Origin of the sequence: Noviherbaspirillum suwonense, from assembly GCF_900182955.1 — a bacterium.
In the GTDB taxonomy this organism is placed as follows: Bacteria; Pseudomonadota; Gammaproteobacteria; order Burkholderiales; family Burkholderiaceae_D; genus Noviherbaspirillum_A; species Noviherbaspirillum_A suwonense.
Window position 1 is genome coordinate 689,134 of record NZ_FXUL01000001.1, and the last position, 24,608, is coordinate 713,741.

General features: G+C 60.5%; 22 protein-coding genes and 2 tRNA genes. 19 read left to right on the top strand and 5 right to left on the bottom strand.

The window, feature by feature from the left end:
- Window positions 1-17 precede the first annotated feature (17 nt).
- The 6 genes from pstC to phoR are packed head-to-tail and all read left to right on the top strand — an operon-like array spanning window position 18 to window position 5,480.
- Window positions 18-1,037 carry a phosphate ABC transporter permease subunit PstC gene (gene pstC / locus QOL82_RS03140; RefSeq protein ID WP_283440759.1) on the top strand — a complete coding sequence of 340 codons (1,020 nt, stop codon included), beginning with the start codon at window positions 18-20 and terminating at the stop codon, window positions 1,035-1,037.
- Window positions 1,034-1,894: a phosphate ABC transporter permease PstA gene (pstA, locus tag QOL82_RS03145; protein ID WP_283440760.1), complete on the top strand. Its 861-nt coding sequence runs from the start codon at window positions 1,034-1,036 to the stop codon at window positions 1,892-1,894. Before pstC ends, pstA begins: the two co-directional genes overlap by 4 nt.
- 19 nt (window positions 1,895-1,913) lie before the next feature.
- Window positions 1,914-2,708: a phosphate ABC transporter ATP-binding protein PstB gene (gene pstB, locus QOL82_RS03150; protein ID WP_283440761.1), complete on the top strand. Its 795-nt coding sequence runs from the start codon at window positions 1,914-1,916 to the stop codon at window positions 2,706-2,708.
- Window positions 2,709-2,740: 32 nt separating this feature from the next.
- Window positions 2,741-3,448, top strand: a complete 708-nt coding sequence (gene phoU / locus QOL82_RS03155) for a phosphate signaling complex protein PhoU (protein WP_283440762.1) — start codon at window positions 2,741-2,743, stop codon at window positions 3,446-3,448.
- A gap of 5 nt (window positions 3,449-3,453) precedes the next feature.
- Window positions 3,454-4,143 carry a response regulator gene (locus QOL82_RS03160; protein WP_283440763.1) on the top strand — a complete coding sequence of 230 codons (690 nt, stop codon included), beginning with the start codon at window positions 3,454-3,456 and terminating at the stop codon, window positions 4,141-4,143.
- 17 nt (window positions 4,144-4,160) lie between these two features.
- On the top strand, window positions 4,161-5,480 hold the full coding sequence (gene phoR / locus QOL82_RS03165) for a phosphate regulon sensor histidine kinase PhoR (RefSeq protein WP_283440764.1): 1,320 nt from the start codon (window positions 4,161-4,163) through the stop codon (window positions 5,478-5,480).
- A gap of 15 nt (window positions 5,481-5,495) precedes the next feature.
- Here phoR and QOL82_RS03170 read toward each other — a convergent pair whose 3' ends face one another.
- Window positions 5,496-6,533: a Fe(3+) ABC transporter substrate-binding protein gene (locus QOL82_RS03170; protein ID WP_283440765.1), complete on the bottom strand. Its 1,038-nt coding sequence runs from the start codon at window positions 6,531-6,533 to the stop codon at window positions 5,496-5,498.
- A gap of 143 nt (window positions 6,534-6,676) precedes the next feature.
- Here QOL82_RS03170 and QOL82_RS03175 point away from each other — a divergent pair, with 143 nt between their 5' ends.
- The gene (locus tag QOL82_RS03175) at window positions 6,677-7,615 is read left to right on the top strand and encodes a patatin-like phospholipase family protein (RefSeq protein WP_283440766.1); all 939 of its coding nucleotides are present in this window, start codon (window positions 6,677-6,679) and stop codon (window positions 7,613-7,615) included.
- Window positions 7,616-7,641: 26 nt separating this feature from the next.
- On the opposite strand, the gene QOL82_RS03180 is transcribed toward QOL82_RS03175, so the two are convergent.
- Entirely contained in the window at window positions 7,642-8,178 is a 537-nt protein-coding gene (locus QOL82_RS03180) for a C40 family peptidase (protein ID WP_430438426.1), read from the bottom strand.
- A 109-nt stretch (window positions 8,179-8,287) separates the two neighbouring features.
- Here QOL82_RS03180 and QOL82_RS03185 point away from each other — a divergent pair, with 109 nt between their 5' ends.
- The 5 genes from QOL82_RS03185 to greA all read left to right on the top strand — a co-directional run bounded on the left by QOL82_RS03185 (window position 8,288) and on the right by greA (window position 14,870).
- A complete protein-coding gene (locus QOL82_RS03185) occupies window positions 8,288-9,208 on the top strand; it encodes a response regulator (protein WP_283440768.1) in 921 nt (306 codons plus the stop codon).
- A 35-nt stretch (window positions 9,209-9,243) separates the two neighbouring features.
- On the top strand, window positions 9,244-9,651 hold the full coding sequence (locus tag QOL82_RS03190) for a GlcG/HbpS family heme-binding protein (protein ID WP_283440769.1): 408 nt from the start codon (window positions 9,244-9,246) through the stop codon (window positions 9,649-9,651).
- Window positions 9,652-9,906: 255 nt separating this feature from the next.
- Complete coding sequence (gene carA, locus QOL82_RS03195) at window positions 9,907-11,061, top strand: glutamine-hydrolyzing carbamoyl-phosphate synthase small subunit (RefSeq protein ID WP_283440770.1); 1,155 nt, start codon at window positions 9,907-9,909, stop codon at window positions 11,059-11,061.
- A complete protein-coding gene (gene carB, locus QOL82_RS03200) occupies window positions 11,054-14,284 on the top strand; it encodes a carbamoyl-phosphate synthase large subunit (protein WP_283440771.1) in 3,231 nt (1,076 codons plus the stop codon). The genes carA and carB overlap by 8 nt, the downstream gene beginning before the upstream one ends.
- 109 nt (window positions 14,285-14,393) lie before the next feature.
- The gene (gene greA, locus QOL82_RS03205; protein WP_283440772.1) at window positions 14,394-14,870 is read left to right on the top strand and encodes a transcription elongation factor GreA; all 477 of its coding nucleotides are present in this window, start codon (window positions 14,394-14,396) and stop codon (window positions 14,868-14,870) included.
- An 86-nt stretch (window positions 14,871-14,956) separates the two neighbouring features.
- Here greA and QOL82_RS03210 read toward each other — a convergent pair whose 3' ends face one another.
- Complete coding sequence (locus QOL82_RS03210; protein WP_283440773.1) at window positions 14,957-15,427, bottom strand: YhbY family RNA-binding protein; 471 nt, start codon at window positions 15,425-15,427, stop codon at window positions 14,957-14,959.
- Between the two features lie 31 nt (window positions 15,428-15,458).
- Here QOL82_RS03210 and QOL82_RS03215 point away from each other — a divergent pair, with 31 nt between their 5' ends.
- The 7 genes from QOL82_RS03215 to QOL82_RS03245 all read left to right on the top strand — a co-directional run bounded on the left by QOL82_RS03215 (window position 15,459) and on the right by QOL82_RS03245 (window position 22,524).
- Window positions 15,459-16,103: an RlmE family RNA methyltransferase gene (locus tag QOL82_RS03215; protein WP_283440774.1), complete on the top strand. Its 645-nt coding sequence runs from the start codon at window positions 15,459-15,461 to the stop codon at window positions 16,101-16,103.
- A gap of 130 nt (window positions 16,104-16,233) precedes the next feature.
- On the top strand, window positions 16,234-18,117 hold the full coding sequence (gene ftsH, locus QOL82_RS03220; protein ID WP_283440775.1) for an ATP-dependent zinc metalloprotease FtsH: 1,884 nt from the start codon (window positions 16,234-16,236) through the stop codon (window positions 18,115-18,117).
- 85 nt (window positions 18,118-18,202) lie between these two features.
- Window positions 18,203-19,042: a dihydropteroate synthase gene (gene folP, locus QOL82_RS03225; RefSeq protein WP_283440776.1), complete on the top strand. Its 840-nt coding sequence runs from the start codon at window positions 18,203-18,205 to the stop codon at window positions 19,040-19,042.
- A 28-nt stretch (window positions 19,043-19,070) separates the two neighbouring features.
- Window positions 19,071-20,408, top strand: coding sequence for a phosphoglucosamine mutase (gene glmM / locus QOL82_RS03230; protein ID WP_283440777.1), 1,338 nt, complete (start codon window positions 19,071-19,073; stop codon window positions 20,406-20,408).
- A gap of 59 nt (window positions 20,409-20,467) precedes the next feature.
- Window positions 20,468-20,544 (top strand) — tRNA-Pro (locus tag QOL82_RS03235).
- Window positions 20,545-20,615: 71 nt separating this feature from the next.
- Window positions 20,616-20,692 (top strand) — tRNA-Arg (locus QOL82_RS03240).
- A 662-nt stretch (window positions 20,693-21,354) separates the two neighbouring features.
- Entirely contained in the window at window positions 21,355-22,524 is a 1,170-nt protein-coding gene (locus tag QOL82_RS03245) for a BsaWI family type II restriction enzyme (RefSeq protein ID WP_283440778.1), read from the top strand.
- On the opposite strand, the gene QOL82_RS03250 is transcribed toward QOL82_RS03245, so the two are convergent.
- Both QOL82_RS03250 and QOL82_RS03255 read right to left on the bottom strand, forming a co-directional pair.
- A complete protein-coding gene (locus tag QOL82_RS03250; protein ID WP_283440779.1) occupies window positions 22,448-23,386 on the bottom strand; it encodes a DNA-methyltransferase in 939 nt (312 codons plus the stop codon). The two genes, QOL82_RS03245 and QOL82_RS03250, sit on opposite strands and share 77 nt — an antisense overlap.
- 65 nt (window positions 23,387-23,451) lie before the next feature.
- Entirely contained in the window at window positions 23,452-23,823 is a 372-nt protein-coding gene (locus QOL82_RS03255; protein WP_283440780.1) for a hypothetical protein, read from the bottom strand.
- Between the last annotated feature and the right edge of the window lie 785 nt (window positions 23,824-24,608).

The window sequence follows — 24,608 nt, forward strand, 5'->3', positions numbered from 1 at the left end:
CAACCAGGAGGGCGGCAATGAGCGCTAATTCCGATTCCCTGCATGACGCCGCGATGACGCCGGCAATGGCCAGCGCCGCCGCGGACCTCGCGCTGGCCGGCACGATGCGCCGGCAGCGCTTCCAGGATTTTCTCTTTCACAAGATCACGCTCGGTTTCGCGGTGCTGGTGCTGCTGATGCTGGCCGGGATCATTGCCTCGCTGGTCGTCGGCGCGACGCCGGCCTTCATGGAATTCGGCCCCGGTTTTCTGACGACGGTGGAATGGGACCCGGTCAACGACCGCTACGGCGCGCTCATCGCGATCGCCGGCACGCTGATCACCTCGTTCATCGCGCTGCTGGTCGCTTTCCCGGTCAGCTTCGGCATCGCGCTGTTCCTGACGGAAATCTGCCCGGCCTGGCTCAAGCGTCCCCTCGGCACCGCGGTGGAATTGCTGGCCGGCGTGCCCAGCATCATCTACGGCATGTGGGGGCTGTTCGTCTTCGCGCCGTTCTTTGCCGACCACGTGCAGCCGCTGCTGAAAAACACGCTTGGCCACCTGCCCGTGATCGGGCAGCTGTTCAGCGGCCCGGCGATGGGCATCGGCATGCTGGCCGCCGGCTTCATCCTGGCCATCATGATCATTCCCTTCATCGCGTCGGTGATGCGCGACGTGTTCGACGTCGTGCCCGCCGTGCTGAAGGAGTCGGCCTATGCGCTCGGCTGCACCCGCTGGGAAGTGGTGCGCAAGGTCGTGCTGCCCTATACCCGGATCGGCGTGGTCGGCGGCGTGATGCTGGGACTGGGCCGGGCGCTGGGCGAGACGATGGCGATCACCTTCGTCATCGGCAATGCGCACAAGCTGTCCTGGTCGCTCTTTTCTGCCGGCAACAGCATCGCGTCGACGCTGGCCAATGAATTCGCCGAGGCGGACACGCCGCTGCACGTGTCCTCGCTGTTCGCGCTCGGCCTGATCCTGTTCGCCATCACCTTCATCGTGCTGGCGGCGGCCAAGATGATGCTGCTGACCATGCAGAAGAGGGAGGGCGCAAAATGAAGGACGCACGAAAGAACCCGGTCTATCGCCGCCGGCTGCTGACCCACCGCGTCGGCATCGCGCTGTCGGTGCTGGCGATGGCCTTCGGCATATTCTTCCTGCTGTGGATACTCGGGACGCTGGTCGTCAAGGGCTTCGGCGCGATCGACCCGGCGCTGTTTGCCGAGAGCACGCCGGCGCCCGGCAGCGAGGGCGGCGGCCTGCTCAATGCCATCGTCGGCAGCCTGCTGATGGTGGGCATCGCGACCGGCGTGAGCACGCCGATCGGCATCCTGGCCGGCATCTACCTCGCCGAGTACGGCGAGGAAAGCCGGTTCGCCCAGCTCACCCGTTTCGTCACCGACATCATGCTGTCGGCGCCGTCCATCGTGATCGGCCTGTTCATCTATTCGATCTACGTCGCCCATATCAAGCATTTTTCCGGCTGGGCCGGCAGCCTGGCGATCGCGCTGATCGCGATCCCGGTGGTGGTGCGCACCACCGACAACATGCTCAACCTGGTGCCGACCAGCCTGCGCGAGGCGGCCTTCGCGCTGGGCGCGCCGCGCTGGAAGGTGGCGACCATGGTCCGGCTGCGCGCGGTCAAGTCCGGCGTCATCACCGGCGTGCTGCTGGCTGTCGCGCGCATCGCCGGCGAAACCGCGCCGCTGCTGTTCACCGCGCTCAACAACCAGTTCTTCAGCACCGACATGAATGCGCCGATGGCCAACCTGCCGGTCGTGATCTACCAGTTCGCGATGAGCCCGTACGACAACTGGCGTTCGCTGGCATGGGGCGGGGCGCTGCTGATCACCTTCAGCGTGCTGGGCCTTAACATCCTTTCACGCACGCTCTTCCGCCAGAAAACGCAACGCTAAACGCATGCCGACAACTATCATGAACAGCCAACTGTCCGCCGTACCAGCGGTGTCCGCGCCGCGGGCCACCTTTGAAATCGCCGACCTGAATTTCTTCTACGGCGCCTTCCAGGGCCTGAAGAACATCAACCTGAAGATCCACGAGAAGAAGGTCACCGCCTTCATCGGCCCGTCCGGCTGCGGCAAGTCGACGCTGCTGCGCACGCTGAACCGGATGTACGACCTGTATCCCGGCCAGCGCGCCGAAGGCCAGATCCTCTACAACGGCCGCAACATCCTCGAGCACGGCCTCGACGTCAACATGCTGCGCGCCCGCGTCGGCATGGTGTTCCAGAAGCCGACGCCGTTCCCGATGACGGTCTATGAAAACATCGCCTTCGGCGTGCGGCTGTATGAAAACCTGGCCCGCGGCGAGATGGACGAGCGGGTCGAGTGGGCGCTGAACAAGGCGGCGCTGTGGGGCGAGGTCAAGGACAAGCTGCACAAGAGCGGCCTGTCGCTGTCCGGCGGCCAGCAGCAGCGGCTGTGCATCGCCCGCGGCGTCGCGGTCAAGCCCGAAGTGCTGCTGCTGGACGAGCCGACCTCGGCGCTGGACCCGATCTCGACGGCCAAGATCGAGGAGCTGATCAGCGAGCTGAAAGGCGAGTACACCATCGCGATCGTGACCCACAACATGCAGCAGGCCGCCCGCTGCTCGGACTACACCGCCTACATGTACCTGGGCGAACTGGTCGAGTTCGGCGAGACCGACCAGATATTCATGAACCCGGGCCGGCGCGAGACCCAGGACTACATTACCGGCCGCTTCGGCTGACCGGGATTTACGCAGGCAACCAGGAGAACACGATGCCCCATGAGCACTCGTCAAAACAGTATGACCTAGACCTGGAGCAGATCCGCTCCAAGGTGCTGCTGATGGGCGGCCTGGTCGAGAACCAGTTCAACGACGCGCTCGAATGCTTCCGCACCGGCGACGCCGACCGGGCGGAGAAGATCATGCAGGCCGACGAGCAGGTCAACCGGCTCGAAGTTACGCTGGACGACGCCTGCAGCCACCTGATCGTGCGGCGCCAGCCTGCCGCCAACGACCTGCGCACGGTGATGGCGACCATCAAGGTGATCACCGACCTGGAGCGGGTCGGCGACGAGGCGACCAAGATCGCGCGGGCCGCCCGCAGCATGAAGGAGCGCGGCGTGGCCGCGATCAACCATTACGAGACCGTGCGCGTGATCGCCGCATCCGCCGGCGCGCTGCTGCACGACGCGCTCGACTGCTTCGCCCGCCTCGACGCGCAGCAGGCGACCGCGCTGATTGCGCAGGACAAGGCGGTCGACCATGAATTCCGGTCTATCATGCGCAACCTGATCACCTTCATGATGGAGGATCCGCGCACCATCTCCACCGCGCTCGACACGCTGTGGGTGGCCAAGGCGGTGGAGCGCATCGGCGACCATGCGAAAAACATCGCCGAATACGTGATCTACGTGGTCGAGGGCAAGGATATACGGCACACCGACTACGCGGCGAGTGCAAACAACAAGGCAAAGGACTAGGCTGTATGGCGGCAGACAACCCGGAAATCCTGATCGTCGAAGACGAGCCTGCCATCGTCGAACTGGTGCGCTACACCCTGCGCGAAGGCGGCTGGAACGTCGCGGCGGTCGATACCGCCGGCGGCGCCTGGGACTACCTGCAGCAGCGCATGCCGCAGCTGGTGCTGCTGGACTGGATGCTGCCCGACCAGTCCGGCCTGCGCCTGCTGTCGCGGCTGCGCGGCGACCGCAACTTCGCCACGCTGCCGGTCATCATGCTGACGGCCAAGAGCATGGAAGAGGACAAGATCGCCGGCCTCAACCAGGGCGCGGACGACTATGTGACCAAGCCGTTCTCGCCGCGCGAACTGACCGCGCGCGTCAAGGCGCTGCTGCGGCGCAAGGCGCCCGAGCATGCGCAGACGCTGATGCGCATCGGCGCGGTGGCGCTCGACCCGGTCAGCTGCACGGTCAGCCTGAACGACAGCCGCATCGACATCGGCCATGCGGAATACCGGCTGCTGAAGTTCTTCATGGCGCACCCGGAGCGGGTGTTTTCCCGCAGCCAGCTGCTGGACCGCGTCTGGGGCGACCATGCGGTCATCGAGGAACGGACGGTGGACGTGCATGTGCTGCGGCTGCGCAAGGCGCTGAAGGAAGCCGAGTCGCTGATCCGCACCGTGCGCAGCGTCGGCTACATGCTTTCGGAAAAGTAAAGGATGCCCGCCGCACGATGAATCCCAAGCTCCTGTTCTGGGTTCCCGCGATACTGCGGATGGCGCTGATACTGGCCGGCGCGGGCGTCGTCGCCTATTTCTCCGGCCTTGTCGCCGGACTGGCGGTGGCCCTGTGCGCCGCGCTGGCGCTGGTCGTGATGCAGCTCGGCTACCTGTGGCGGCTGTCAATGTGGCTGGAGCATCCCGAGACCCGCCTGCCGGACGGCTGGGGCGCGTGGACCGACATCTTCGTGCGGCTGTACCGGCTGCGCCGCGAGGACGACCGCAACCGCACCGAGCTGAACGAATGGCTGACCCGCTTCCGCCAGGCCATGAGCCTGCTGCCGGACGGCGTCGTCATCATGGACGACGTGCTTTTCCTCGAATGGTGCAATCCGGCGGCGGAGCGGCACCTGGGCCTGAAGCGCGAGCGCGACAAGGGCATGCGGGTGACCAACCTGATCCGCAGCCCGCATTTCATCGACTACCTGATCCTGGGCCGCTACGAGCAGCCGCTGACGCTGTCGCTGCGCGAGCGCAAGCTGATCGTCCATATCATCCCGTTCGAAAACCGGCGGCAGATCCTGGTGACCCATGACGCCACCGAGTCCGAGCGCATCGAGCACATGCGGCGCGACTTCATCGCCAACGCGTCCCATGAACTGCGCACGCCGCTGACCGTGATCAACGGCTTCCTCGAGATCGCGCAGGCGCAGCCCAACCTCGATCCGCAGACGCGCCAGTCGCACCTGGCGCTGATGGCCGAGCAGGGCCGGCGCATGCAGAACCTGGTCGAGGACATGCTGTCGCTGACCCGGCTGGAGTCGCTCGACTACCCGCTGCGGCCCGAGCCGGTGCGGATGAAAAGCCTGCTCGGGCAGGTATTGCAGGATGCGCAGGCGCTGTCCTCGGGCAGGCACACGATCACGCTGGAAGCGGAGGGGCCGGACATCACCGGCAGCGTCGAGGAACTGCGCAGCGCCTTCGGCAACCTGGTGTCGAACGCGGTCCGCTACACGCCCGACGGCGGCACGATAGAGATGATCTGGCGACCCGGCACGGACGGGCCGCAGTTCGCGGTGCGCGACAACGGCATCGGCATCCGTCCCGAACACATCGCCAGGCTGACCGAGCGCTTCTACCGGGTCGACAAGAGCCGCTCGCGCGAGACGCGCGGCACCGGCCTGGGGCTGGCCATCGTCAAGCATGTGCTGCTGCGCCACGGCGCGCAGCTCGGCATCGAGTCCGTGCCGGAACGCGGCAGCACCTTCACCGTCACCTTCCCGGCGCGCGCCGTCATCACCGAGCCGGCGACGCTGCAGGCAAAGACCGCCTGACGCGCGCCTGCCGGCTTACTTGTAGCCGGCGCGGTCCAGGATCTTCTGCGCGGTCGCCTGGTTCTTGCCCATCGCGGAAACCGACACGTTTTCCATCTTGAACTTGCCCAGCGCGTCCAGCGCCGGGTTCTTCACGACCGCGGTCGTCACCACCGGCCATTCATTGTTGCCATTGGCAAAATAGCCCTGCGCCTCGTCGCTGGACAGGTATTCGAGGAACTTGACCGCGGCTTCGCGGTGCGGCGCATTGCGCGCCACGCCGCCGCCCGAGACGTTCACATGCGTGCCCGAGGTCTGCTGGTTGGGCCAGACGAAGCCGAGGCGGTTGACCATGTCCTTGTCCGCCGGATTGGTCGAGCGCAGCATGCGGACGTAGTAATAGCTGTTGGTCAGCGCGACGCCGCATTCGCCGGTGGCGACGCTCTTGATCTGGTCCGTGTCGCCGCCGCGCGGCGGCCGCGCAAAGTTGGCGACCATGCCCTTGGCCCAAGTTTCGGTTGCCGCTTCGCCGTTACGATCGATCATCGCCCCGATCATCGACAAGTTGTACGGATGCGAACCCGAACGGGTGCAGACCTTGCCCTTGTTCTTCGGGTCGGCCAGCGACTCGTAGGTCGACACGTCGGCCTTGTTGACCGCCACCTTGTTGTAGACGATGACGCGGGCGCGGGTCGAGAAACCGAACCACTCCGGTCCGCGGCCTTCATCGGCGGAGCGCAGGTTGGCCGGGATGCGCGACTCCAGCACCGCCGACTTCACCGGCTGGAACAGTTCCTCCGCCTCGGCGCGCCACAGGCGGGCGGCGTCCACCATCAGGATCACGTCGGCCGGGCTGTTCTTGCCCTCGCTCTTGAGCCGCTCGAACAGCTGGTTGTCATCGGCTTCGATGCGGTTGATCTTGATGCCCGTCTGCTTGGTGAAGTTGTCGTAAAGCTGCTCGTCGGTCTGGTAGTGCCGGGCCGAATACAGGTTCAGCACGTTTTCCTGGGCAAAGGCGGGGCTGGCGACGGCGATTGCCGCGGACAGCAGGGACAGGCGGAGAATAGGGCGCATAAGGTGATTTCCTGGCAAGTTGAAGGCTGCGCAAGTATAGCCAAGTCCCACGCAAATGTGAATCATTCTCATTTGGCGCTGCGTCCAGCGGGGTCGAGTTCCGTTACAATCGCTGGTTCGTTTCTTGTTGGATCTATTTCTTCATGTCAAAGCCAATTAAATTGCTTGCTCCCCTGGTGTTCGTGCTGCTGGCAGGCTGCGCGTCGACGCGCAGCACGTCGCCGGCTGCAAAGGCCGCGGTCGAACCGTCCCATGTCGAGGCGCCCGCGCCGGTCGCGCGCCCGGTCCGCATCGGGCTTGCGCTGGGCGGCGGCGCCGCGCGCGGCTTCGCGCACATCGGCGTGATCAAGGCGCTGGAAGCGCAGGGCATCGTGCCGGACATCGTGGTCGGCACCAGCGCCGGCAGCGTGGTCGGCGCGATGTATGCGGCCGGAAACAACGGCTTCAAGCTCAACCGGATGGCGCTCGAAATGGACGAGGCGGCGATATCGGACTGGGCGATACCGCTGTTTGCCAAGAGTTCGGGCGTGCTCAAGGGCGAGGCGATCCAGCGCTATGTGAACCGCGCGGTGCGCAACGTGCCGATCGAAAAATTCCCGGTGTCCTTCGGCGCGGTCGCGACCGACCTCAACAGCGGCAAGCCCATCCTGTTCCAGCGCGGCAATGCCGGCATGGCGGTGAGGGCGTCGTCATCGGTGCCGGGCGTGTTCCAGCCGGTGAAGATCGGCGAGCACAGTTATGTCGACGGCGGCCTGGTGGCGCCGGTCCCGGTGCGCTATGCCCGCGAGATGGGCGCCGATTTCGTGATCGCGGTGAATATTTCCGCCGACCCCGACGCGCAGCCGGCAACCAGCAATCTGGACGTGGTGCTGCAAACCTTCGCCATCATGGGCCAGACCATCAACCGGCTGGAAATGAAGGATGCCGACGTGGTGATCACGCCCAGCCTGGGTGCGATGAAGGGGAGTGACTTCAGTGGCCGGAACCTGGCGATCCTGGCCGGCGAGCAGGCGACCGCGACCGTGATGCCCGACCTGCGGGCCAAGCTCAAGGCCAAGCGCGAAGGCGCCGCGGTGCACTAGCGCATTAGCGCGCCAGCGCAGAGAAATCAGTTCTGCTCGGGGTCGTTGATGCGGCGCGCGCCGTTGAAGCGCTTTTTCCAGTAGCTCAGGTCCATGCTTTCGATGCGGATCGAGCTGCCGGCGGAAGGGGAGTGGATGAACTTGTTGTCGCCCAGGTAGATGCCGACATGCGAGAAGCCGCGGCGCAGCGTGTTGTAGAACACCAGGTCGCCCGGCTGCAGGTCGCTGCTGTCCACCTTGGCGCCGACGCGGCTGATTTCCTCGGACGTGCGCGGCAGTTCCGCGCCCCATGCCTGCTTGAACACATAACGCACCAGGCCGCTGCAATCGAGCCCGTGTTCCGGGGTGTTGCCGCCGTACTGGTAGCGTATGCCCACCAGCGCCATCGCGCGGATCGCCAGGTCGGATGCGCGGTCGGTAAAGCTGTGCAGCACATTCATCGCGGCATTGCGTTCGGTATGGACCGGCTCGGTGCCCCAGGCGGCGGGCATGGATGCCAGCGACGCTGCCAGGAGGACGGGCGCGACCAGTAAAGAAGAAAATCTTGAGCGTTTGACTGTCATTATTTCTAGCTTGTACCATGCAAGGCGTCGAATGTAAGCGATAGTCCTACATATTGTCAAAGAAAAATTGCACTAAGGTAACTATATTTCTCATTCAAAAAGGCGGCACATGGCATCCGACCTCGCAGAAAACGGCTTTTCCAGGCCGCACGCACTGATTGCCGACGACTCGCGCATCGTGCGGGCCACCCTCTCGAAACATCTTTCCGACCTCTACCAGTTTTCCGAGGCGCTCGACGGCGAAGAGGCCTGGGAATTCCTCCTGCGCAATGATTCAGTCGACCTGCTGATCACCGACCTGACCATGCCGCGGCTCGACGGCTACGGACTGCTGCGCCGGATGCGCGGGTCCCGCTCCGAGAAGCTGCGGGAAATGCCGGTGGTCGTAGTCTCCGGCACCGACGACGCGGACGAGCGGCGCCAGGCCAGGGAAGCCGGCGCGACCGATCTGATCACCAAGGGCATGCCGACGGGGCAGCTGGTTTCCCGGATGACGCTGCTGGCGCAGCTGGTCGGCGCGCAGCGGCTGCATGCCAGCCAGGAAGGCCCGGCGCCGGCCCTGTCGCCCTACGCATTCCAGTCCGGCGCGGAACGGCTGCTGGCCAACGCGCTGCGGCACCGGCAGGCGCTTGCGCTGCTGAGTCTTTCCATTGCCGCCAGGCCCGGCATCGACGAACGCATGCTGCCCGGGCTGAAGCGGGTCATACGCCAGACCGACCTGCTGGCGCGCACCGGCGCGGAGGAGTACACCGTCGCCACGGCCAGCCTCGACGCCGCCGCCGCCCGCAGTTTCGCGGTGAGGCTGTGCGATGCGGCCCGCGCGGTGCTGGCCGAAGAACCGGGCGCCGCTCCCGCGATCGCCGTCTGCTGCGGCGTCGCCACCCTCGACGATCCCGCGCTCGATCCCGCAGCAGAGCCGGTGCTGCATGAACTCTGGGACGCGGCGCGGCGGCGCGGCCGGGCAGGGATGGCGCGCGGCTGCGCCGGCGCGGTCGGCCCCGTCGAAGAATCCGCCTTTTTGGGCAAATAAAATCGTACAATCGTGCTTTATTTTAAGGAGCCAAGATGCAGTCCAAGCAAGTGCTGACCCTCGAAGAGGTCAAAAAAATCGCCGCCGCCGCAGAAGCCGAAGCCCTGGCGCATAGCTGGGCGGTCACCATCTCGGTCGTGGACGACGGCGGCAACCTGCTGTGGCTGCAGCGGCTCGACGGCGCAGCGCCGATCTCGGCCCACATCGCGCCCGCCAAGGCCCGCACCGCCGCCCTCGGCCGCCGCGAAACCAAGATCTATGAAGACATGATCAACAACGGCCGCTTTTCCTTCATCACCGCGCCGAACCTCGAAGGCATGCTCGAAGGCGGCGTTCCCATCACGGTCGGCGGCCAGTGCGTCGGCGCAGTCGGCGTGTCGGGCGTGAAGTCGTCCGAGGACGTGCAGATCGCGAAGGCAGGTATCGCCGCACTGAACATCTAAGTCCCCGCGGCAGCGCCTGCTGCCGCTGTTTACGGCGTCCCGTGCGCCATGCAGGACGGGCAAAGCTGCTTGCCTGAGAGGGGTGCTACGCGCTATAATTGTTTGGTTTAGCCAAAATATTTTCCGCCGTAGCGCCTACCCTTCCATCCAGTTCCTAGACCGACCCATCCACGTTCCTTGCGCCAATTCGCAGGCGGAGTTGCAGACGGGTGTACAGGCCCAGCGCAGCGGCGGTAACCATCTCAGGAGTTACCCTTGCCGCCATTTTTCCAGGGCCAACCAGTACCGGCCATCCTTGCGCTCGCAGACGGCTCGATCTTCCAGGGCGTGTCGATCGGCGCTTCCGGCCAGACCATAGGCGAAGTCGTGTTCAACACGGCGATGACCGGCTACCAGGAAATCATCACCGATCCCAGCTATAACAGCCAGATCGTCACGCTTACCTATCCGCACATCGGCAACACCGGCATCAATGCCGAGGATGCAGAATCGAGCCGCATCCATGCCGCCGGCCTGATCATCCGCGACCTGCCCATCCGCGTATCCAATTTCCGTTCCACCCAATCGCTCTCCGACTATCTGAAGTCGCAGAACGTGGTCGGCATCGCCGGCATCGACACCCGCCGCCTGACGCGCCTGCTGCGCGAAAAGGGCGCGCAGAACGGTGCGATCCTGGCCGGCGCCGATGCCTCGGTCGAAGACGCGCTGGCGCTCGCCAAATCGTTCCCGGGCCTGTCCGGCATGGACCTGGCCAAGGTCGTGTCGACCAAGACATCCTATGTCTGGACCGAGACCGAGTGGAAGCTGGGACAGGGGACCGGCCAGCAGACCGCGCCGAAGTATCACGTGGTCGCATTCGACTACGGCATCAAGTACAACATCCTGCGCATGCTGGCCGAACGCGGCTGCAAGGTCACCGTGCTGCCCGCCCAGGCGACGGCGGAAGAAGCGCTGGCGCTGAAGCCGGACGGCATCTTCCTGTCCAACGGCCCCGGCGACCCGGAGCCGTGCGACTACGCAATCAAGGCCAGCAAGCAACTGATCGAGCGCGGCATCCCGACCTTCGGCATCTGCCTCGGCCACCAGCTGATGGCGCTGGCGTCGGGCGCCAAGACGCTGAAGATGAAATTCGGCCACCATGGCGCGAACCATCCGGTGCAGGACCTCGACAGCGGCAAGGTGATGATCACCTCGCAGAACCACGGCTTCGCGGTCGACCAGGCCACGCTGCCGGCCAACTGCCGCGTCACGCATGTTTCGCTGTTCGACAATTCCCTGCAGGGATTCGAGCGCACCGACAAGCCGGCTTTCTGCTTCCAGGGCCACCCGGAAGCATCGCCTGGCCCTATGGATATCGCACCCTTGTTCGATCGCTTCATGGCGATGATGGAGAAATACAAAAATGCCTAAGCGCAACGACATTAAAAGCATCCTGATCATCGGCGCCGGCCCCATCGTCATCGGCCAGGCCTGCGAATTCGATTACTCCGGCGCACAGGCCTGCAAGGCGCTGCGCGAAGAGGGCTACCGCGTCATCCTGGTCAACAGCAATCCGGCGACCATCATGACCGACCCGGAAATGGCGGACGTCACCTATATCGAGCCAATCACCTGGCAGATGGTCGAACGCATCATCGACAAGGAACGCCCTGACGCGATCCTGCCGACCATGGGCGGCCAGACCGCGCTGAACTGCGCGCTGGACCTGCACCGGCATGGCGTGCTCGACAAGTACAAGTGCGAACTGATAGGCGCATCGCCGGAAGCCATCGACAAGGCGGAAGACCGTTCCAAGTTCAAGGAAGCGATGACGAAGATCGGCCTGGGTTCGGCGCGGTCGGGCATCGCGCACAGCCTGGACGAGGCATGGGCGGTACAGAAGGAACTGGGTTTCCCGTCCATCATCCGGCCATCGTTCACGATGGGCGGCAGCGGCGGCGGCATCGCCTATAACGCCGAGGAATTCGAGGCAATCTGCAAGCGCGGCCTGGAAGCATCGCCGACCAGCGAACTGCTGATCGAGGAATCATTGATCGGCTGGAAAGAGTACGAGATGGAAGTGGTCCGCGACAAGGCGGACAACTGCATCATCGTCTGCTCGATCGAAAACCTGGACCCGATGGGCGTGCATACCGGCGACTCGATCACGGTCGCGCCGGCACAGACGCTGACCGACAAGGAATACCAGATCATGCGGAACGCCTCGCTGGCGGTGCTGCGTGAAATCGGCGTCGACACCGGCGGCTCCAACGTGCAGTTTTCGGTCAATCCGAAAGATGGCCGGATGATCGTCATCGAGATGAACCCGCGGGTGTCGCGCTCGTCGGCGCTGGCTTCGAAGGCCACCGGCTTCCCGATCGCCAAGGTCGCGGCCAAGCTGGCGGTCGGCTTCACGCTCGACGAGCTGCGCAACGAAATCACCGGCGGCGCAACCCCGGCGTCATTCGAGCCGAGCATCGACTACGTGGTCACCAAGATCCCGCGCTTTGCTTTCGAGAAATTCCCGCAGGCCGACAGCCACCTGACGACCCAGATGAAATCGGTCGGCGAGGTGATGGCCATCGGCCGCACCTTCCAGGAATCCTTCCAGAAGGCGCTGCGCGGCCTGGAAGTCGGCGTCGACGGCATGAACGAGAAGACCACCGACCGCGAAGTGATCGAGGAAGAGCTCGGCGAGCCGGGCCCGGACCGCATCTGGTATGTCGGCGACGCGTTCGCCCAGGGCTTCACGCTGGAGGAAGTGCACCAGCTGACCCATATCGACCCGTGGTTCCTGGCCCAGATCAAGGAAATCGTCGACATCGAGCTGTGGCTGGAAACCCAGGCGCTGGAAAGCCTGGAAAAGGATGTGCTGTTCCAGTTGAAGCGCAAGGGCTTCGCCGACCGTCGTCTGGCCAAGCTGCTGAAGACCACCGACAAGGCAGTGCGCGAGAGGCGGCATGCGCTGAATGTGCGCCCGGTCTACAAGCGGGTCGACACCTGCGCCGGCGAGTTCGACACCGATACCGCCTACATGTATTCGACTTACGAGGAAGAGTGCGAATCGCGCCCGACCGACCGCAAGAAGATCATGGTGCTGGGCGGCGGACCGAACCGGATCGGGCAGGGCATCGAGTTCGACTACTGCTGCGTGCACGCGGCGCTGGCAATGCGGGAAGACGGCTATGAAACCATCATGGTCAACTGCAATCCGGAAACCGTGTCCACCGACTACGACACGTCGGACCGGCTGTACTTCGAGCCGCTGACGCTGGAAGACGTGCTGGAAATCGTCGACAAGGAGAAGCCGTACGGCGTGATCGTGCAGTACGGCGGCCAGACGCCGCTGAAGCTGGCGCTGGACCTGGAAGCCAACGGCGTGCCCATCGTCGGCACCTCGCCGGACATGATCGACGCCGCCGAGGACCGCGAGCGCTTCCAGAAGCTGCTGCAGGACCTGGCGCTGCGCCAGCCGCCCAACCGCACCGCGCGCACAGAAGAAGACGCGCTGCGCCTGGCGCAGGAAATCGGCTATCCGCTGGTGGTCCGCCCGTCCTACGTGCTGGGCGGCCGCGCGATGGAAATCGTCCACGAGCAGCGTGACCTCGAGCGCTACATGCGCGAGGCGGTCAAGGTGTCGCACGACTCGCCGGTGCTGCTGGACCGCTTCCTGAACGACGCGATCGAGGTCGACGTCGATTGCCTGTCCGACGGCAAGCGCACCTTCATCGGCGGCGTGATGGAGCATATCGAACAGGCGGGCGTGCACTCCGGCGACTCGGCCTGCTCGCTGCCGCCGTATTCGCTGTCGCAGGCCACCATCGACGAACTCAAGCGCCAGACTTCGCTGATGGCCAAGGGCCTGAACGTGGTCGGCCTGATGAACGTGCAATTCGCGATCCAGCAGAAGGAAATCGACGGCCAGCTGCAGGACGTGGTCTATGTGCTGGAAGTCAATCCGCGCGCATCGCGCACCGTGCCCTACGTGTCGAAGGCGACCGGCCTGCAGCTGGCCAAGATCGCCGCGCGCTGCATGGTCGGCCAGTCGCTCGACAGCCAGGGCATCATGAACGAGGTGGTGCCGCCGTACTTCAGCGTCAAGGAAGCGGTGTTCCCCTTCGTCAAATTCCCGGGCGTGGACACCATCCTCGGCCCGGAAATGAAGTCGACCGGCGAAGTCATGGGCGTGGGCATGACCTTCGGCGAGGCTTTCGTCAAGTCGCAGATGGGCGCGAGCATCCGCCTGCCGAGTTCGGGCAAGGTGTTTCTGAGCGTCAAGGCGAGCGACAAGCCGCGCGCGGTGCAGGTCGCGCGCGACCTGGTAGGCATCGGCTTCTCCATCGTCGCCACCAAGGGCACCGCCGCGGCGATCAGCGCGGCCGGCATCCCGGTCGACGTGGTGAACAAGGTGGCCGAGGGACGGCCGCATATCGTCGACATGATCAAGAACCACGAAATCGCGCTGGTGGTCAACACGGTGGAAGAGAAGCGCAATGCCATCACCGATTCCCGTGCGATACGCACGTCGGCGCTGGCGGCGCGGGTCACGACCTATACCACCATCGCCGGCGCGGAAGCGGCGGTCGAAGGCATGGCCCATCTGGACGAGTTGCATGCCTATGATTTACAAGGCCTGCATAACACCTTAAACTAGCCCCGCGATTCAACCCAAGGCCACAGCGGCCACAACGCACAGCATTCCCCGGCTTGCCGGGGAATCTTCTTTGTGGCCCCTGTGGTTTTCATTTCTATCGGTCAAAAATATGAGCTCAGTACCTATCACGAAATACGGCGCAGAACTTCTCAAGGAAGAACTTGCCCGCCTGAAAACCAAGGACCGCCCGGCAGTCATCAATGCGATCTCGGAAGCCCGGGCGCAGGGAGACCTGTCCGAAAATGCTGAGTACGATGCCGCCAAGGAGCGCCAGAGCTTCATCGAGGGCCGGATCGCGGACCTCGAAGGCAAGCTGAGCGCCGCGCAGATCATCGACCCGGTGCTGCTGGACGCAGACGGCCGCATCGTGTTCGGCTCGACGGTACGCCTCGAGGACATGGACAGCGGCGACGAGGTAACCTACCAGATCGTCGGCGTCGATGAAGCCGACCTGAAGGAAAAGAAAGTATCGATTACGTCGCCCATCGCACGCGCGCTGATCGGAAAGTCAGCCGGGGATGTGGTCGAGGTGCAGGCGCCAGCAGGCGTTCGCGAGTACGAAGTGCTGGAAGTCCGTTATATCTAGTTATCTGCTGAAATTGCGGCCAGGCGGCTTGCCTGGCTGGCGCACCCGGCATGGTCCGGTGTGCGTAGCCGACACGGCTGCGTTGGTCAGCTGCCCAACGACGATTTTTTCTGGCTGGACTGACGCGGCTTTGCGCGCTTGATGTTGCCGCCGGCAGTGACCCGCTCGTTTCCCTTGAGCAGTACACGGGTGACCGAAGGCCGCTTGGTGCCGCTGGGGCTGGGTTTGACGATGGTCACTTCGCGCATGCCGGGGCCTTTCCGGTCCGAGCGCTGCTTTTCATCTTCTTTCTTGGGGCGATATACAACCAGCAGCTTGCCGATGTGCTGGATGGGCGCAGCGCCGAGTTCCGAGCAGATGGTGTCGTACATCCCGACCCGCGCGTCGCGGTCGTCGCCAAACACCCTTACCTTGATCAGGCCGTGCACATTAAGCCCGGCATCGATTTCCTTCATGACGGCAGGCGTGAGGCCAGCGTCTCCGATCAGTACGACGGGCTTGAGTCCGTGGGCCTGGGAGCGCAGTTCGCTGCGCTCGGCGGGAGTGAGTTTCAACATAAAAATCCTTTAAAAGCAGTATTCTACGCGAATGGCAAAGAACAAATTAAACAAAAACTGGCTGCACGACCACATTAACGACCCCTATGTGAAGCTCGCGCAGAAAGAGGGTTATCGTGCCCGTGCTGCTTATAAATTAAAGGAAATCGATGAAACCGAAAAACTGATCCGCCCGGGCCAGATCATCGTCGACCTCGGCAGCACGCCCGGCAGCTGGTCGCAGTACGCGCGCCACAAGCTGGCGGGCGGCGAAAACGGCGGCATCAACGGCACCATCATCGGGCTGGACATGCTGCCCATGGAGCCGATCGCCGATGTCCAGTTCATCCTGGGCGATTTCCGGGAAGAGGAAGTGCTGGTGCAACTGGAACGGATACTCGCCGGCCGCAAGGTCGACCTGGTGCTGTCGGACATGGCGCCCAACCTGTCCGGCATCGCCGTGGCCGATGCCGCGCGGGTCGAGCACATCATCGACCTCGCCATCGAATTCACTCGTGCCCACATGAAACCTTCGGGTTCGCTGCTCGTCAAATGTTTTAATGGAACAGGATTTAATGAACTCGTGCTCAAATTCAGGAAGGAATTCAAGACCGTCGTCCAGAAAAAGCCAAAAGCCAGCCGCGATAAATCCTCCGAGATTTTTTTGCTTGGGAAAACGCTGAAGAATCTGGTTTAAACAAGGAATCAGCGAGTTTTAGCCCTTGATTAAGGGTGTTTTCAGCCCGATATCGTGCCTAGTAAGCGGCCTTTAATGCGGGTAGAATTTGCGAACGCGTAAAAGGGCCTTCTGAGCCCAAGGAGTTCTAGTGAACAACATGTTTTCCAAAGCCGCCATCTGGGTGGTCATAGCGTTGGTCCTCTTTACTGTTTTTAAACAGTTCGATGACCGCGGACTGGCGGGCGGCGCGACGCCAATTCCTTACTCGGATTTCCTCGACGAGGTGAAGGCCAAGCGGATCAAGGACGCCACGATTGAGGACCGCACCATCGTTGCGACGACCTCGGATGGCAAGAAGATCAAGGCCACCGTCACCAACCTCGATCGCGGCCTGATCGGCGACCTGGTGAACAATGACGTCAAGTTCGATGTCAAGCAGCCGGAACCGCCTTCCTTCCTGTCGCAGGTCTTCATTTCCTGGTTCCCGATGCTGTTGCTGATCGGCGTCTGGGTGTTCTTCATGCGCCAGATGCAGGGCGGCGGCAAGGGCGGCGCTTTCTCCTTCGGCAAGTCCAAGGCCCGCATGCTGGATGAAAACAGCAATGCCGTGACCTTTGCCGATGTTGCCGGCTGCGATGAAGCGAAGGAGGAAGTCCAGGAGCTGGTCGACTTCCTGCGCGACCCGACCAAGTTCCAGAAGCTCGGCGGCCGCATTCCCCGCGGCGTGCTGATGGTAGGCCCTCCCGGTACCGGTAAGACCCTGCTGGCCCGCGCGATCGCCGGCGAAGCCAAGGTGCCGTTCTTTACCATTTCCGGTTCGGACTTCGTCGAGATGTTCGTCGGCGTCGGCGCGTCGCGCGTTCGCGACATGTTCGAAAACGCGAAGAAGCATTCTCCCTGCATCATCTTCATCGACGAGATCGATGCGGTCGGCCGTCACCGCGGCGCCGGCATGGGAGGCGGCAACGACGAACGCGAGCAGACGCTGAACCAGCTGCTGGTCGAGATGGACGGTTTCGAAGCCAATGCCGGCGTGATCGTGATTGCCGCGACCAACCGTGCCGACGTGCTCGACAAGGCGCTGCTGCGCCCGGGCCGTTTCGACCGCCAGGTCATCGTCGGCCTGCCGGACATCCGCGGCCGCGAGCAGATCCTGTACGTCCACATGCGCAAGGTGCCCATTGCGCCTGACGTCAAGGCCGATATTCTGGCCCGCGGCACGCCCGGCTTCTCGGGCGCCGACCTGGCCAACCTGGTCAACGAGGCTGCGCTGTTCGCAGCCCGCCGCAGCAAGCGCCTGGTCGAGATGCAGGATTTCGAGGACGCGAAGGACAAGATCGTCATGGGCCCGGAACGCAAGTCGGCCGTGATGCGCGAGGAAGAGCGGCGCAACACCGCGTTCCATGAGTCGGGCCACGCGGTGGTCGCCAAGCTGCTGCCCAAGGCGGACCCGGTTCACAAGGTCACCATCATGCCGCGCGGTTTTGCGCTCGGCCTGACTTGGCAGCTGCCGGAACATGACCGCGTGAACATGTACAAGGACAAGATGCTCGAGGAAATCGCCATCCTGTTCGCCGGCCGGATTGCCGAGGAAATCTTCATGCACCAGATGTCGACGGGCGCATCGAACGACTTCGAACGTGCGACCAAGCTGGCGCGTGCGATGGTGACCCGCTATGGCATGTCCGAGACCCTGGGCACTATGGTCTACGAGGATGCCGAGCAGGACAACTACTTCGGCCGCATGTCGGCCAAGACCGTGTCCGAGGCGACGCAGCAGAAGGTCGACCAGGAAATCCGCACGATCCTGGATGCGCAGTACGCGCTGTCGCGCCGCCTGCTCGAAGAGAACAAGGCGAAGGTCGAGCTGATGGCCAACACGCTGCTCGAATGGGAAACCATCGACGCCGACCAGATCAACGACATCATGGAAGGCCGTGAGCCGAGGCTGCCGAAGTACGGCGTGCCGACCAAGCGCCCGACCGATAACGGCAGCGGCGGCGTGACGCCGACGGCCACGGCGCCGGCTTGACCCAGGTCGAAACGGCGTTCTAATTACCTGTTCTGATGGAAGGTGGGGAGTAAAATCTCCACCTTTATTTTTTTGTGGGAAACCGATGCAGCGTATCTTGCAATGCGGCCGCTATGATTTGCCGTTGGCGGAAGACGGATCGCGTCCGCTGGTCATGGGCATCCTGAACGTCACGCCCGATTCATTTTCCGATGGCGGGCGCTTCAACCTGCTGGAAAGCGCGCTGGGCCATGCCGAACAGATGATGAGCGACGGCGTGGACATCATCGACATCGGCGCCGAATCGACCCGTCCCGGCGTCAGGGCGCTGCCGGTCGAGGAAGAACTCAGGCGCCTGCTGCCGGTGCTGTATGCGCTGCGCGACTGCGGCAAGCCGCTGTCGGTGGACACCCGCAACCCGCTGGTCATGCGCGAAGCGTTGATGGCCGGCGCCGACATGATCAACGACGTCAATGGATTTCGCTCGGCACAGGCGGTCGACGCGGTGGCCGAGGCCGATTGCGGCCTGTGCATCATGCACATGCAGAACGACCCTGAAAACATGCAGCTGGCGCCGCATTACGACGACGTGATCGCCGAAGTGTCCGGTTTCCTCCAGCAGGCGGTCGACCGGCTGTCGACGGCGGGCGTCGCGCGTGCGCGCATCTGCGTCGATCCGGGTTTCGGCTTTGGAAAAAACCTCGAGCACAACCTTCAGCTCTTCAAGAACCTGCGCGCGATGAAGGAGGCACTGGGCTTGCCCATGCTGGTCGGCGTATCCCGGAAATCGATGATAGGCCAGGTCACAGGCAGGCCGGTGGCCGAACGCATGGCGGGAAGTTTGGCCGCCGCCCTGATGGCTGCCGACCGTGGCGCGGACATTATTCGCGTGCACGATGTCGCGGGAACAGTGGATGCGCTAAAGATCAGGCATGCACTGACGTAATTGCTTTAAGTTAACCTGGAATCCTGAAATGAAAAGAAAATATTTCGGCACGGACGGTGTCCGCGGCCTCGTCGGGCAGATGCCCATCACACCCGACTTCGTCATGCGCCTCGGTTATGCCGCCGGCAAGGTGCTGGCGCAATCCGCCTCGTCGAGCGGCCGGCCGGTCGTGCTGATCGGCAAGGACACCCGCATTTCGGGCTATATGCTCGAAGCCGCGCTGGAAGCCGGCTTCGCCGCGGCCGGCGTCGACACGATGCTCGGCGGTCCGTTGCCGACGCCGGCAGTCGCCTATCTCACGCGCGCATTGCGGCTCTCCGCCGGCGTGGTGATCTCCGCGTCGCACAACCCGTTCCATGACAACGGCATCAAGTTCTTTTCCGCCCAGGGCAACAAGCTGCCGGACGAAGTGGAAGCCGCGATCGAGGAAGCGCTGGAAATGCCGCTGGACTGCGTGTCCTCGGAAAACCTGGGCCGTGCCAAGCGCCTGGACGATGCGCGTGGCCGCTACATCGAGTTTTGCAAGAGCACCTTCCCGAACGAGCTGGACCTGAAGGGACTGAAACTCGTGGTCGACTGCGCGCATGGCGCCGCATACAACATTGCGCCCGATGTGTTCCACGAACTCGGCGCAGAAGTCATCGCCATCGGCAACCAGCCCAACGGCATGAACATCAACGACAAGCATGGCGCCACCGCGCCGCAGAACCTTGCCAAGGCCGTGCAGGAGCACAAGGCCGACCTGGGCATTGCGCTCGACGGCGATGCCGACCGCCTGCTGATGGTCGATAACACTGGCCGTATCTACTCCGGCGATGAACTGCTCTACGTGATGGTCAAGGACAGGCTCTTGTCCGGCCACGTCGGCGGCGCGGTCGGCACGCTGATGACGAACATGGCGCTGGAAATCGCCTTCAAGGAGATGGGCGTCGGCTTTGCCCGCGCCAAGGTGGGCGACCGTTATGTGCTGGAAGTGATGCAGGAGAAAGGCTGGCTGATCGGCGGCGAAGGCTCCGGCCACCTGCTGTTCCTGGACAAGCACACGACCGGCGATGGCATCGTGTCCGCGCTGCAGGTACTGTCCGCGCTGAAGCGCTGCGGTAACTCGCTGGCGGCATGCACGGCCGACATCGCGATGTATCCGCAAACACTGATCAACGTGAAGGTCAACGCCGGCTTCGACTGGCGCAGCGACGAATCCATCATCGCTGAAAAGGCGCTGGTCGAAGAGGAGCTGGGCGATGAAGGCCGCGTGCTGATACGTCCGTCCGGCACCGAGCCGCTGATCCGTGTGATGGTGGAAGCGAAGTATGCGGAGACCGCCGAACGCATGGCAAGGCGCATCGCCGCTTGCGTGCCCTGTTGAGGATTTTATTTCCGTAGAAAATTGACCGGCTGTTTTTCATCCTGTATAGTTCTGCTTCTCGGAGTGTGGCGCAGCCCGGTAGCGCACCTGGTTTGGGACCAGGGGGTCCAAGGTTCGAATCCTTGTACTCCGACCAGTAACACAAACGGGCTGTCATTAGACAGCCCGTTTTCAATTCCGCAGCAGTTTTCCTGATTCTGTTTTGTTCTGCCCATAGCTCAGCTGGATAGAGCATCGGCCTTCTAAGCCGAGGGTCGGGGGTTCGAGTCCCTCTGGGCAGGCCAGATATTATATAAAAATCAATAACTTACACGAAAAGTCCTTCCTCTCGATTCTCCAAAGCGTCTCCATGTAAGCGCTATGTAAGCAAATTTATTGCGATCAAGCATGGCTTGCATGGATATTGCTGCTACGGGAGGGACAATATGCCTTATGCATCAGTTTTCAGTTCAAGTGCGTTGAAAGCTTAGGTAGAGACGAGCATTGTATTCAAGGTATAAACAAGATTGCCCATCGTATGAATGACCCAAGGCAGGGTATAGATTTCCTTTCTCAGCTTCGTCCATCATGCATTTTGCATCAGCAAATCGGAAAGCCAACGATCGTTTCAGGTAGTTGACTTAGACTATCCGCATGGGCCACTACGACAGACTAGAAATGTCCCTTTTCGTAGGTTCTAATATGTACTTTAATAGTTTCGTTATCTTGAACAACTTGTAGTATTCAATCTTGACGCGCAGTGACCTTGAAAATGACACTAGATAGGTTCATTTGCGCGGGCGGACAAATGGCGACAGGGCTGCAAACAACTGCGCGTCGGTTGATCAACCGCTGCACCAACATTGAACAGCATACTAGACAAACAAGCAGGGACTAAACCTTGCCTTTTTTGTACTAAAAATATTCGATTTTGGAATATTTTATATTTAGATTCAAAGTGGTAGGTATGACTACCATATACGATCAGCGTTACATCAAACTAGTAGAGCGCCTTATTGAAATTCGTCAGGAGGTGCAGTTTACCCAAGTCGATCTGGCCCTATCCCTCGCGCTTGACCAGTCAACAGTTTCAAAAGTGGAAAACTTTGATCGGCGGCTTGATGTCATTGAGCTTTTTGACTGGCTCAAGGCATTAGGGTATAGCCCTAAAAAATTCCTGCATGACATTGGGTGGTTAGATCAAGAAACTAACAACGGTATCCCTGCATTGCCCGTTCCCGGAAAAGCAGAGCCATTTATAGAAGATGGTATCGTTAAAGGTACCATCATAGAAATGGCGTGGCGTGGTCAACGTAAAGACGTTGTTATAGAAGGCTTGCCGGTGCAAGATTACTTGGCAATGGAAGTACATATCGCTTCAATGTTTAAAGCTTTAAATACCTCGACAAACTCAAAAAGCCGAGAAGTGATTGCTTATGCACTTCAAGGGGCAATTTCATCCCATCCAGACGTAAATCCAAGTGACATCTATCATCATATTATTTATCGTTTGTATTTGCGTGAATATAATCGGACACAAGCGGATAGAAGTTGGGTGCGGGCTGGCGGAGAAGCGATTGAGCTTTTTTTAGAAAAGCATTACAACAGTGTTTTGCAAAATCATGGAATTTGCTTAGTCTGGTTGTCATCTGATCCAAAAAGAGCAAGTGCGCTGTCCGAGATGGGCATTCAAGATATGGTTGGCGAATCAAAGCTTGATATCGCCCTATACGGTAGATTAGAAGACGAGCTGGTATTATTCGGCGGCATCCATGTTAAGGCTTCTTTGGCGGAACGTGTAACTGATGACGTTCCTTGCAGCAGGGCAATGATGGAAAAAGGGTATGCGAGTTATCTATTAACTTTCGATGCGAAGTCATACCCGCCCCCAACAGGAGACCTTGTAAATTACGGGGAATTTGGAACATTAAACGAACCTTCAAACAAACGTGATTACATAGAATCGCATGGTGATTTCAGCGCATGTTTTTGTTATAACACCCGCACCGTACCGAGTGCCCCCAGCACGAAAAGCGGGAAAAAAATACTAGTGTCTACATTCAGTCCTGGAAAAGATCAGCTTCCAAAAGAAGTTGTCCGGGCATGGAAGCAGTTTCGTTCTCTACGGTCTTTTTAGTAAGGGGTAGGTCGGCTTCACGGTTAAGTAACGCACCATTGCCTGCCAAGATTCTTTCGCGGGCGATTTCGGCGTTTTCGGGATTCAGTTCGAAGCCAATATAGTCAAATCCAAGTAACTTCGCTGCCAAGCCAGTTGTTCCACTTCCCATAAATGGATCAAGTACAATACCGCTAGCAACACCACTTGCTTCAATGCATTTAATCGGTAAATCCAATGGAAAGGTTGAAGTGTGGGGCGTCTTATTCATATCAGGCTTGATGTCCCAGACTGACGGGACTGGTGGTGAGACTCGAAAAGCATGCCGTTCGGACTTGGCGATTACGTAAATACATTCATGTTTCCTATGCGGTCTACGGCACCGTCCTTCAGGCATGGCTTTGCGTTTCGCCCATATCACTTCGCCACGATAAAGATTTCCAGCATCACAAAGCCCCATTACTACCCTATTGGGCAACATCAGTAGATTCCCGTACTGAAGCCATTGATCTTTTTTATCAATGAAAGCACGACGACTGCCACGATTCTTTGTATAAGCTGAATTCGTTGCAGGAAGCCCCTTTTTGTCAGCCCCAAGTGTGCTGTGAATGTGGTCTTCAAAGGACCAATTGATTGGGGTATTGTAGGAATCACCAATATTTAACCAAAGTAATCCACTTGGTTTAAGTGTTCTCATTACTTCTATCAGAATTTCAGTTAGGTTCCTGACATATTCTCTTGGATCTTTTTCAGTTCCAATGCCGTCATCACCTCGCTGGCCCCAATATGGAGGCGACGTTACGCAGATGTCGACAGAATTGTCCGCCATGGCCTTCAAACCATTTAGGCAATTAACGTTAAGAATAATATTTTTTTCGTGCATACAAACACCGCCAATATGTCGTTATTAAAAATAAATTTAGGATTTGACCCGATGCTGTTGGGGTTTCAATCTTCCCGTTCTTGCTTTTTCATTTTGCGTTCGCGTAACCGTAATTCACGTTCGTATGCAATTTCAATCGCGTATTGAATAGCATCCTTGCGCTTTTGAAATTGCCAAATATCCATCAATTCAAATAATTTCTGTGTAATCCCGTCAGATACCATTACATCTAATCGCAGGCTTCCCGCTTCGATACGTGTAGTACGACTTTTGCGCACTCGTTCTTTCGGCGGCAGATTCATCGGGACTTTAGATTCTTTGAATAAAACAGGGGTAACCTTTTTGGTTGTCATACGATGCCCGGTGCTGTGTGGCTGAAAAATAATTGTACCGCCGATGCCAAAAATCTGGCCAGTAAATAGTTGCTTATTACGCAACGTTTCTAGAATGATGTGTGGTCGGGTGAGTCTAAGGGAATTGCACTGTTCGAGTGACTTAAGACCAACAACCGAAAAGGAAGGAAGCCAAGGCGATTTTTAAAAAAAATTTTAGGGTGGGGTGCATGCCGGGAAAGTGACATTGATTAATGGAAATATATTTGCAAGCGCGGTGGCAGTGCTTAACGGTTTGGCAGTGGGGTGCTTGTCACATTGAAGCCCTTAAAGTATCTTACAGGCGTTCGTTTGGAGCTACTACATGGTTTGACTACAGGGAAGCAGTTGACCCCCCCCTAAGGGGCTGTAATCACAGCCTGTGGTCTGTTACACCGTAATGCAGTAACGTTTTACTGTCGAGTCTGAGAGGTTGAAGTGTTTGGCCGTGGCGCTGATGCTGGCGCTGTTCTCTTTACGCCATGCACGTACGGCACCGGCATCTGCAACTGCCGGCCTACCTAAGCTAGGCTTGCCCCTGTGCGTCTTGCCTGTGGCTTCAAGCGATGCCCTAGCAACGTCCCTACCGTTAGCTGTACGTTCCCTGATGCGTTCCCTTTCCATCTCGGCGACTTGCGCCAACACAGCAACGATAAGCTCCCCAACACCCTTACCGATCAGACCTAGCCCCCTTATGTTAACCTGTACGCCTTTGGTGGTCTCGCCCCTGTATTCCCGGACCACCGGTGTTAGTTAGTCGGTGCTGAAATATGGCGGGCGCCCAGTATCCATGCGGCCTTAGCTGAGATAGGTCAGTGTTGGATTTGCAGGAATAGCCAATATAACTGGCC

Excerpts from the sequence above, each read along its gene's own strand:
- pstC (WP_283440759.1), top strand. The coding sequence starts at position 18 with ATGAGCGCTAATTCCGATTCCCTGCATGACGCCGCGATGACGCCGGCA.
- pstA (WP_283440760.1), top strand. The coding sequence starts at position 1,034 with ATGAAGGACGCACGAAAGAACCCGGTCTATCGCCGCCGGCTGCTGACC.
- pstB (WP_283440761.1), top strand. The coding sequence starts at position 1,914 with ATGAACAGCCAACTGTCCGCCGTACCAGCGGTGTCCGCGCCGCGGGCC.
- phoU (WP_283440762.1), top strand. The coding sequence starts at position 2,741 with ATGCCCCATGAGCACTCGTCAAAACAGTATGACCTAGACCTGGAGCAG.
- QOL82_RS03160 (WP_283440763.1), top strand. The coding sequence starts at position 3,454 with ATGGCGGCAGACAACCCGGAAATCCTGATCGTCGAAGACGAGCCTGCC.
- phoR (WP_283440764.1), top strand. The coding sequence starts at position 4,161 with ATGAATCCCAAGCTCCTGTTCTGGGTTCCCGCGATACTGCGGATGGCG.
- QOL82_RS03170 (WP_283440765.1), bottom strand. The coding sequence starts at position 6,533 with ATGCGCCCTATTCTCCGCCTGTCCCTGCTGTCCGCGGCAATCGCCGTC.
- QOL82_RS03175 (WP_283440766.1), top strand. The coding sequence starts at position 6,677 with ATGTCAAAGCCAATTAAATTGCTTGCTCCCCTGGTGTTCGTGCTGCTG.
- QOL82_RS03180 (WP_430438426.1), bottom strand. The coding sequence starts at position 8,178 with ATGACAGTCAAACGCTCAAGATTTTCTTCTTTACTGGTCGCGCCCGTC.
- QOL82_RS03185 (WP_283440768.1), top strand. The coding sequence starts at position 8,288 with ATGGCATCCGACCTCGCAGAAAACGGCTTTTCCAGGCCGCACGCACTG.
- QOL82_RS03190 (WP_283440769.1), top strand. The coding sequence starts at position 9,244 with ATGCAGTCCAAGCAAGTGCTGACCCTCGAAGAGGTCAAAAAAATCGCC.
- carB (WP_283440771.1), top strand. The coding sequence starts at position 11,054 with ATGCCTAAGCGCAACGACATTAAAAGCATCCTGATCATCGGCGCCGGC.
- greA (WP_283440772.1), top strand. The coding sequence starts at position 14,394 with ATGAGCTCAGTACCTATCACGAAATACGGCGCAGAACTTCTCAAGGAA.
- QOL82_RS03210 (WP_283440773.1), bottom strand. The coding sequence starts at position 15,427 with ATGTTGAAACTCACTCCCGCCGAGCGCAGCGAACTGCGCTCCCAGGCC.
- QOL82_RS03215 (WP_283440774.1), top strand. The coding sequence starts at position 15,459 with ATGGCAAAGAACAAATTAAACAAAAACTGGCTGCACGACCACATTAAC.
- folP (WP_283440776.1), top strand. The coding sequence starts at position 18,203 with ATGCAGCGTATCTTGCAATGCGGCCGCTATGATTTGCCGTTGGCGGAA.
- glmM (WP_283440777.1), top strand. The coding sequence starts at position 19,071 with ATGAAAAGAAAATATTTCGGCACGGACGGTGTCCGCGGCCTCGTCGGG.
- QOL82_RS03245 (WP_283440778.1), top strand. The coding sequence starts at position 21,355 with ATGACTACCATATACGATCAGCGTTACATCAAACTAGTAGAGCGCCTT.
- QOL82_RS03250 (WP_283440779.1), bottom strand. The coding sequence starts at position 23,386 with ATGCACGAAAAAAATATTATTCTTAACGTTAATTGCCTAAATGGTTTG.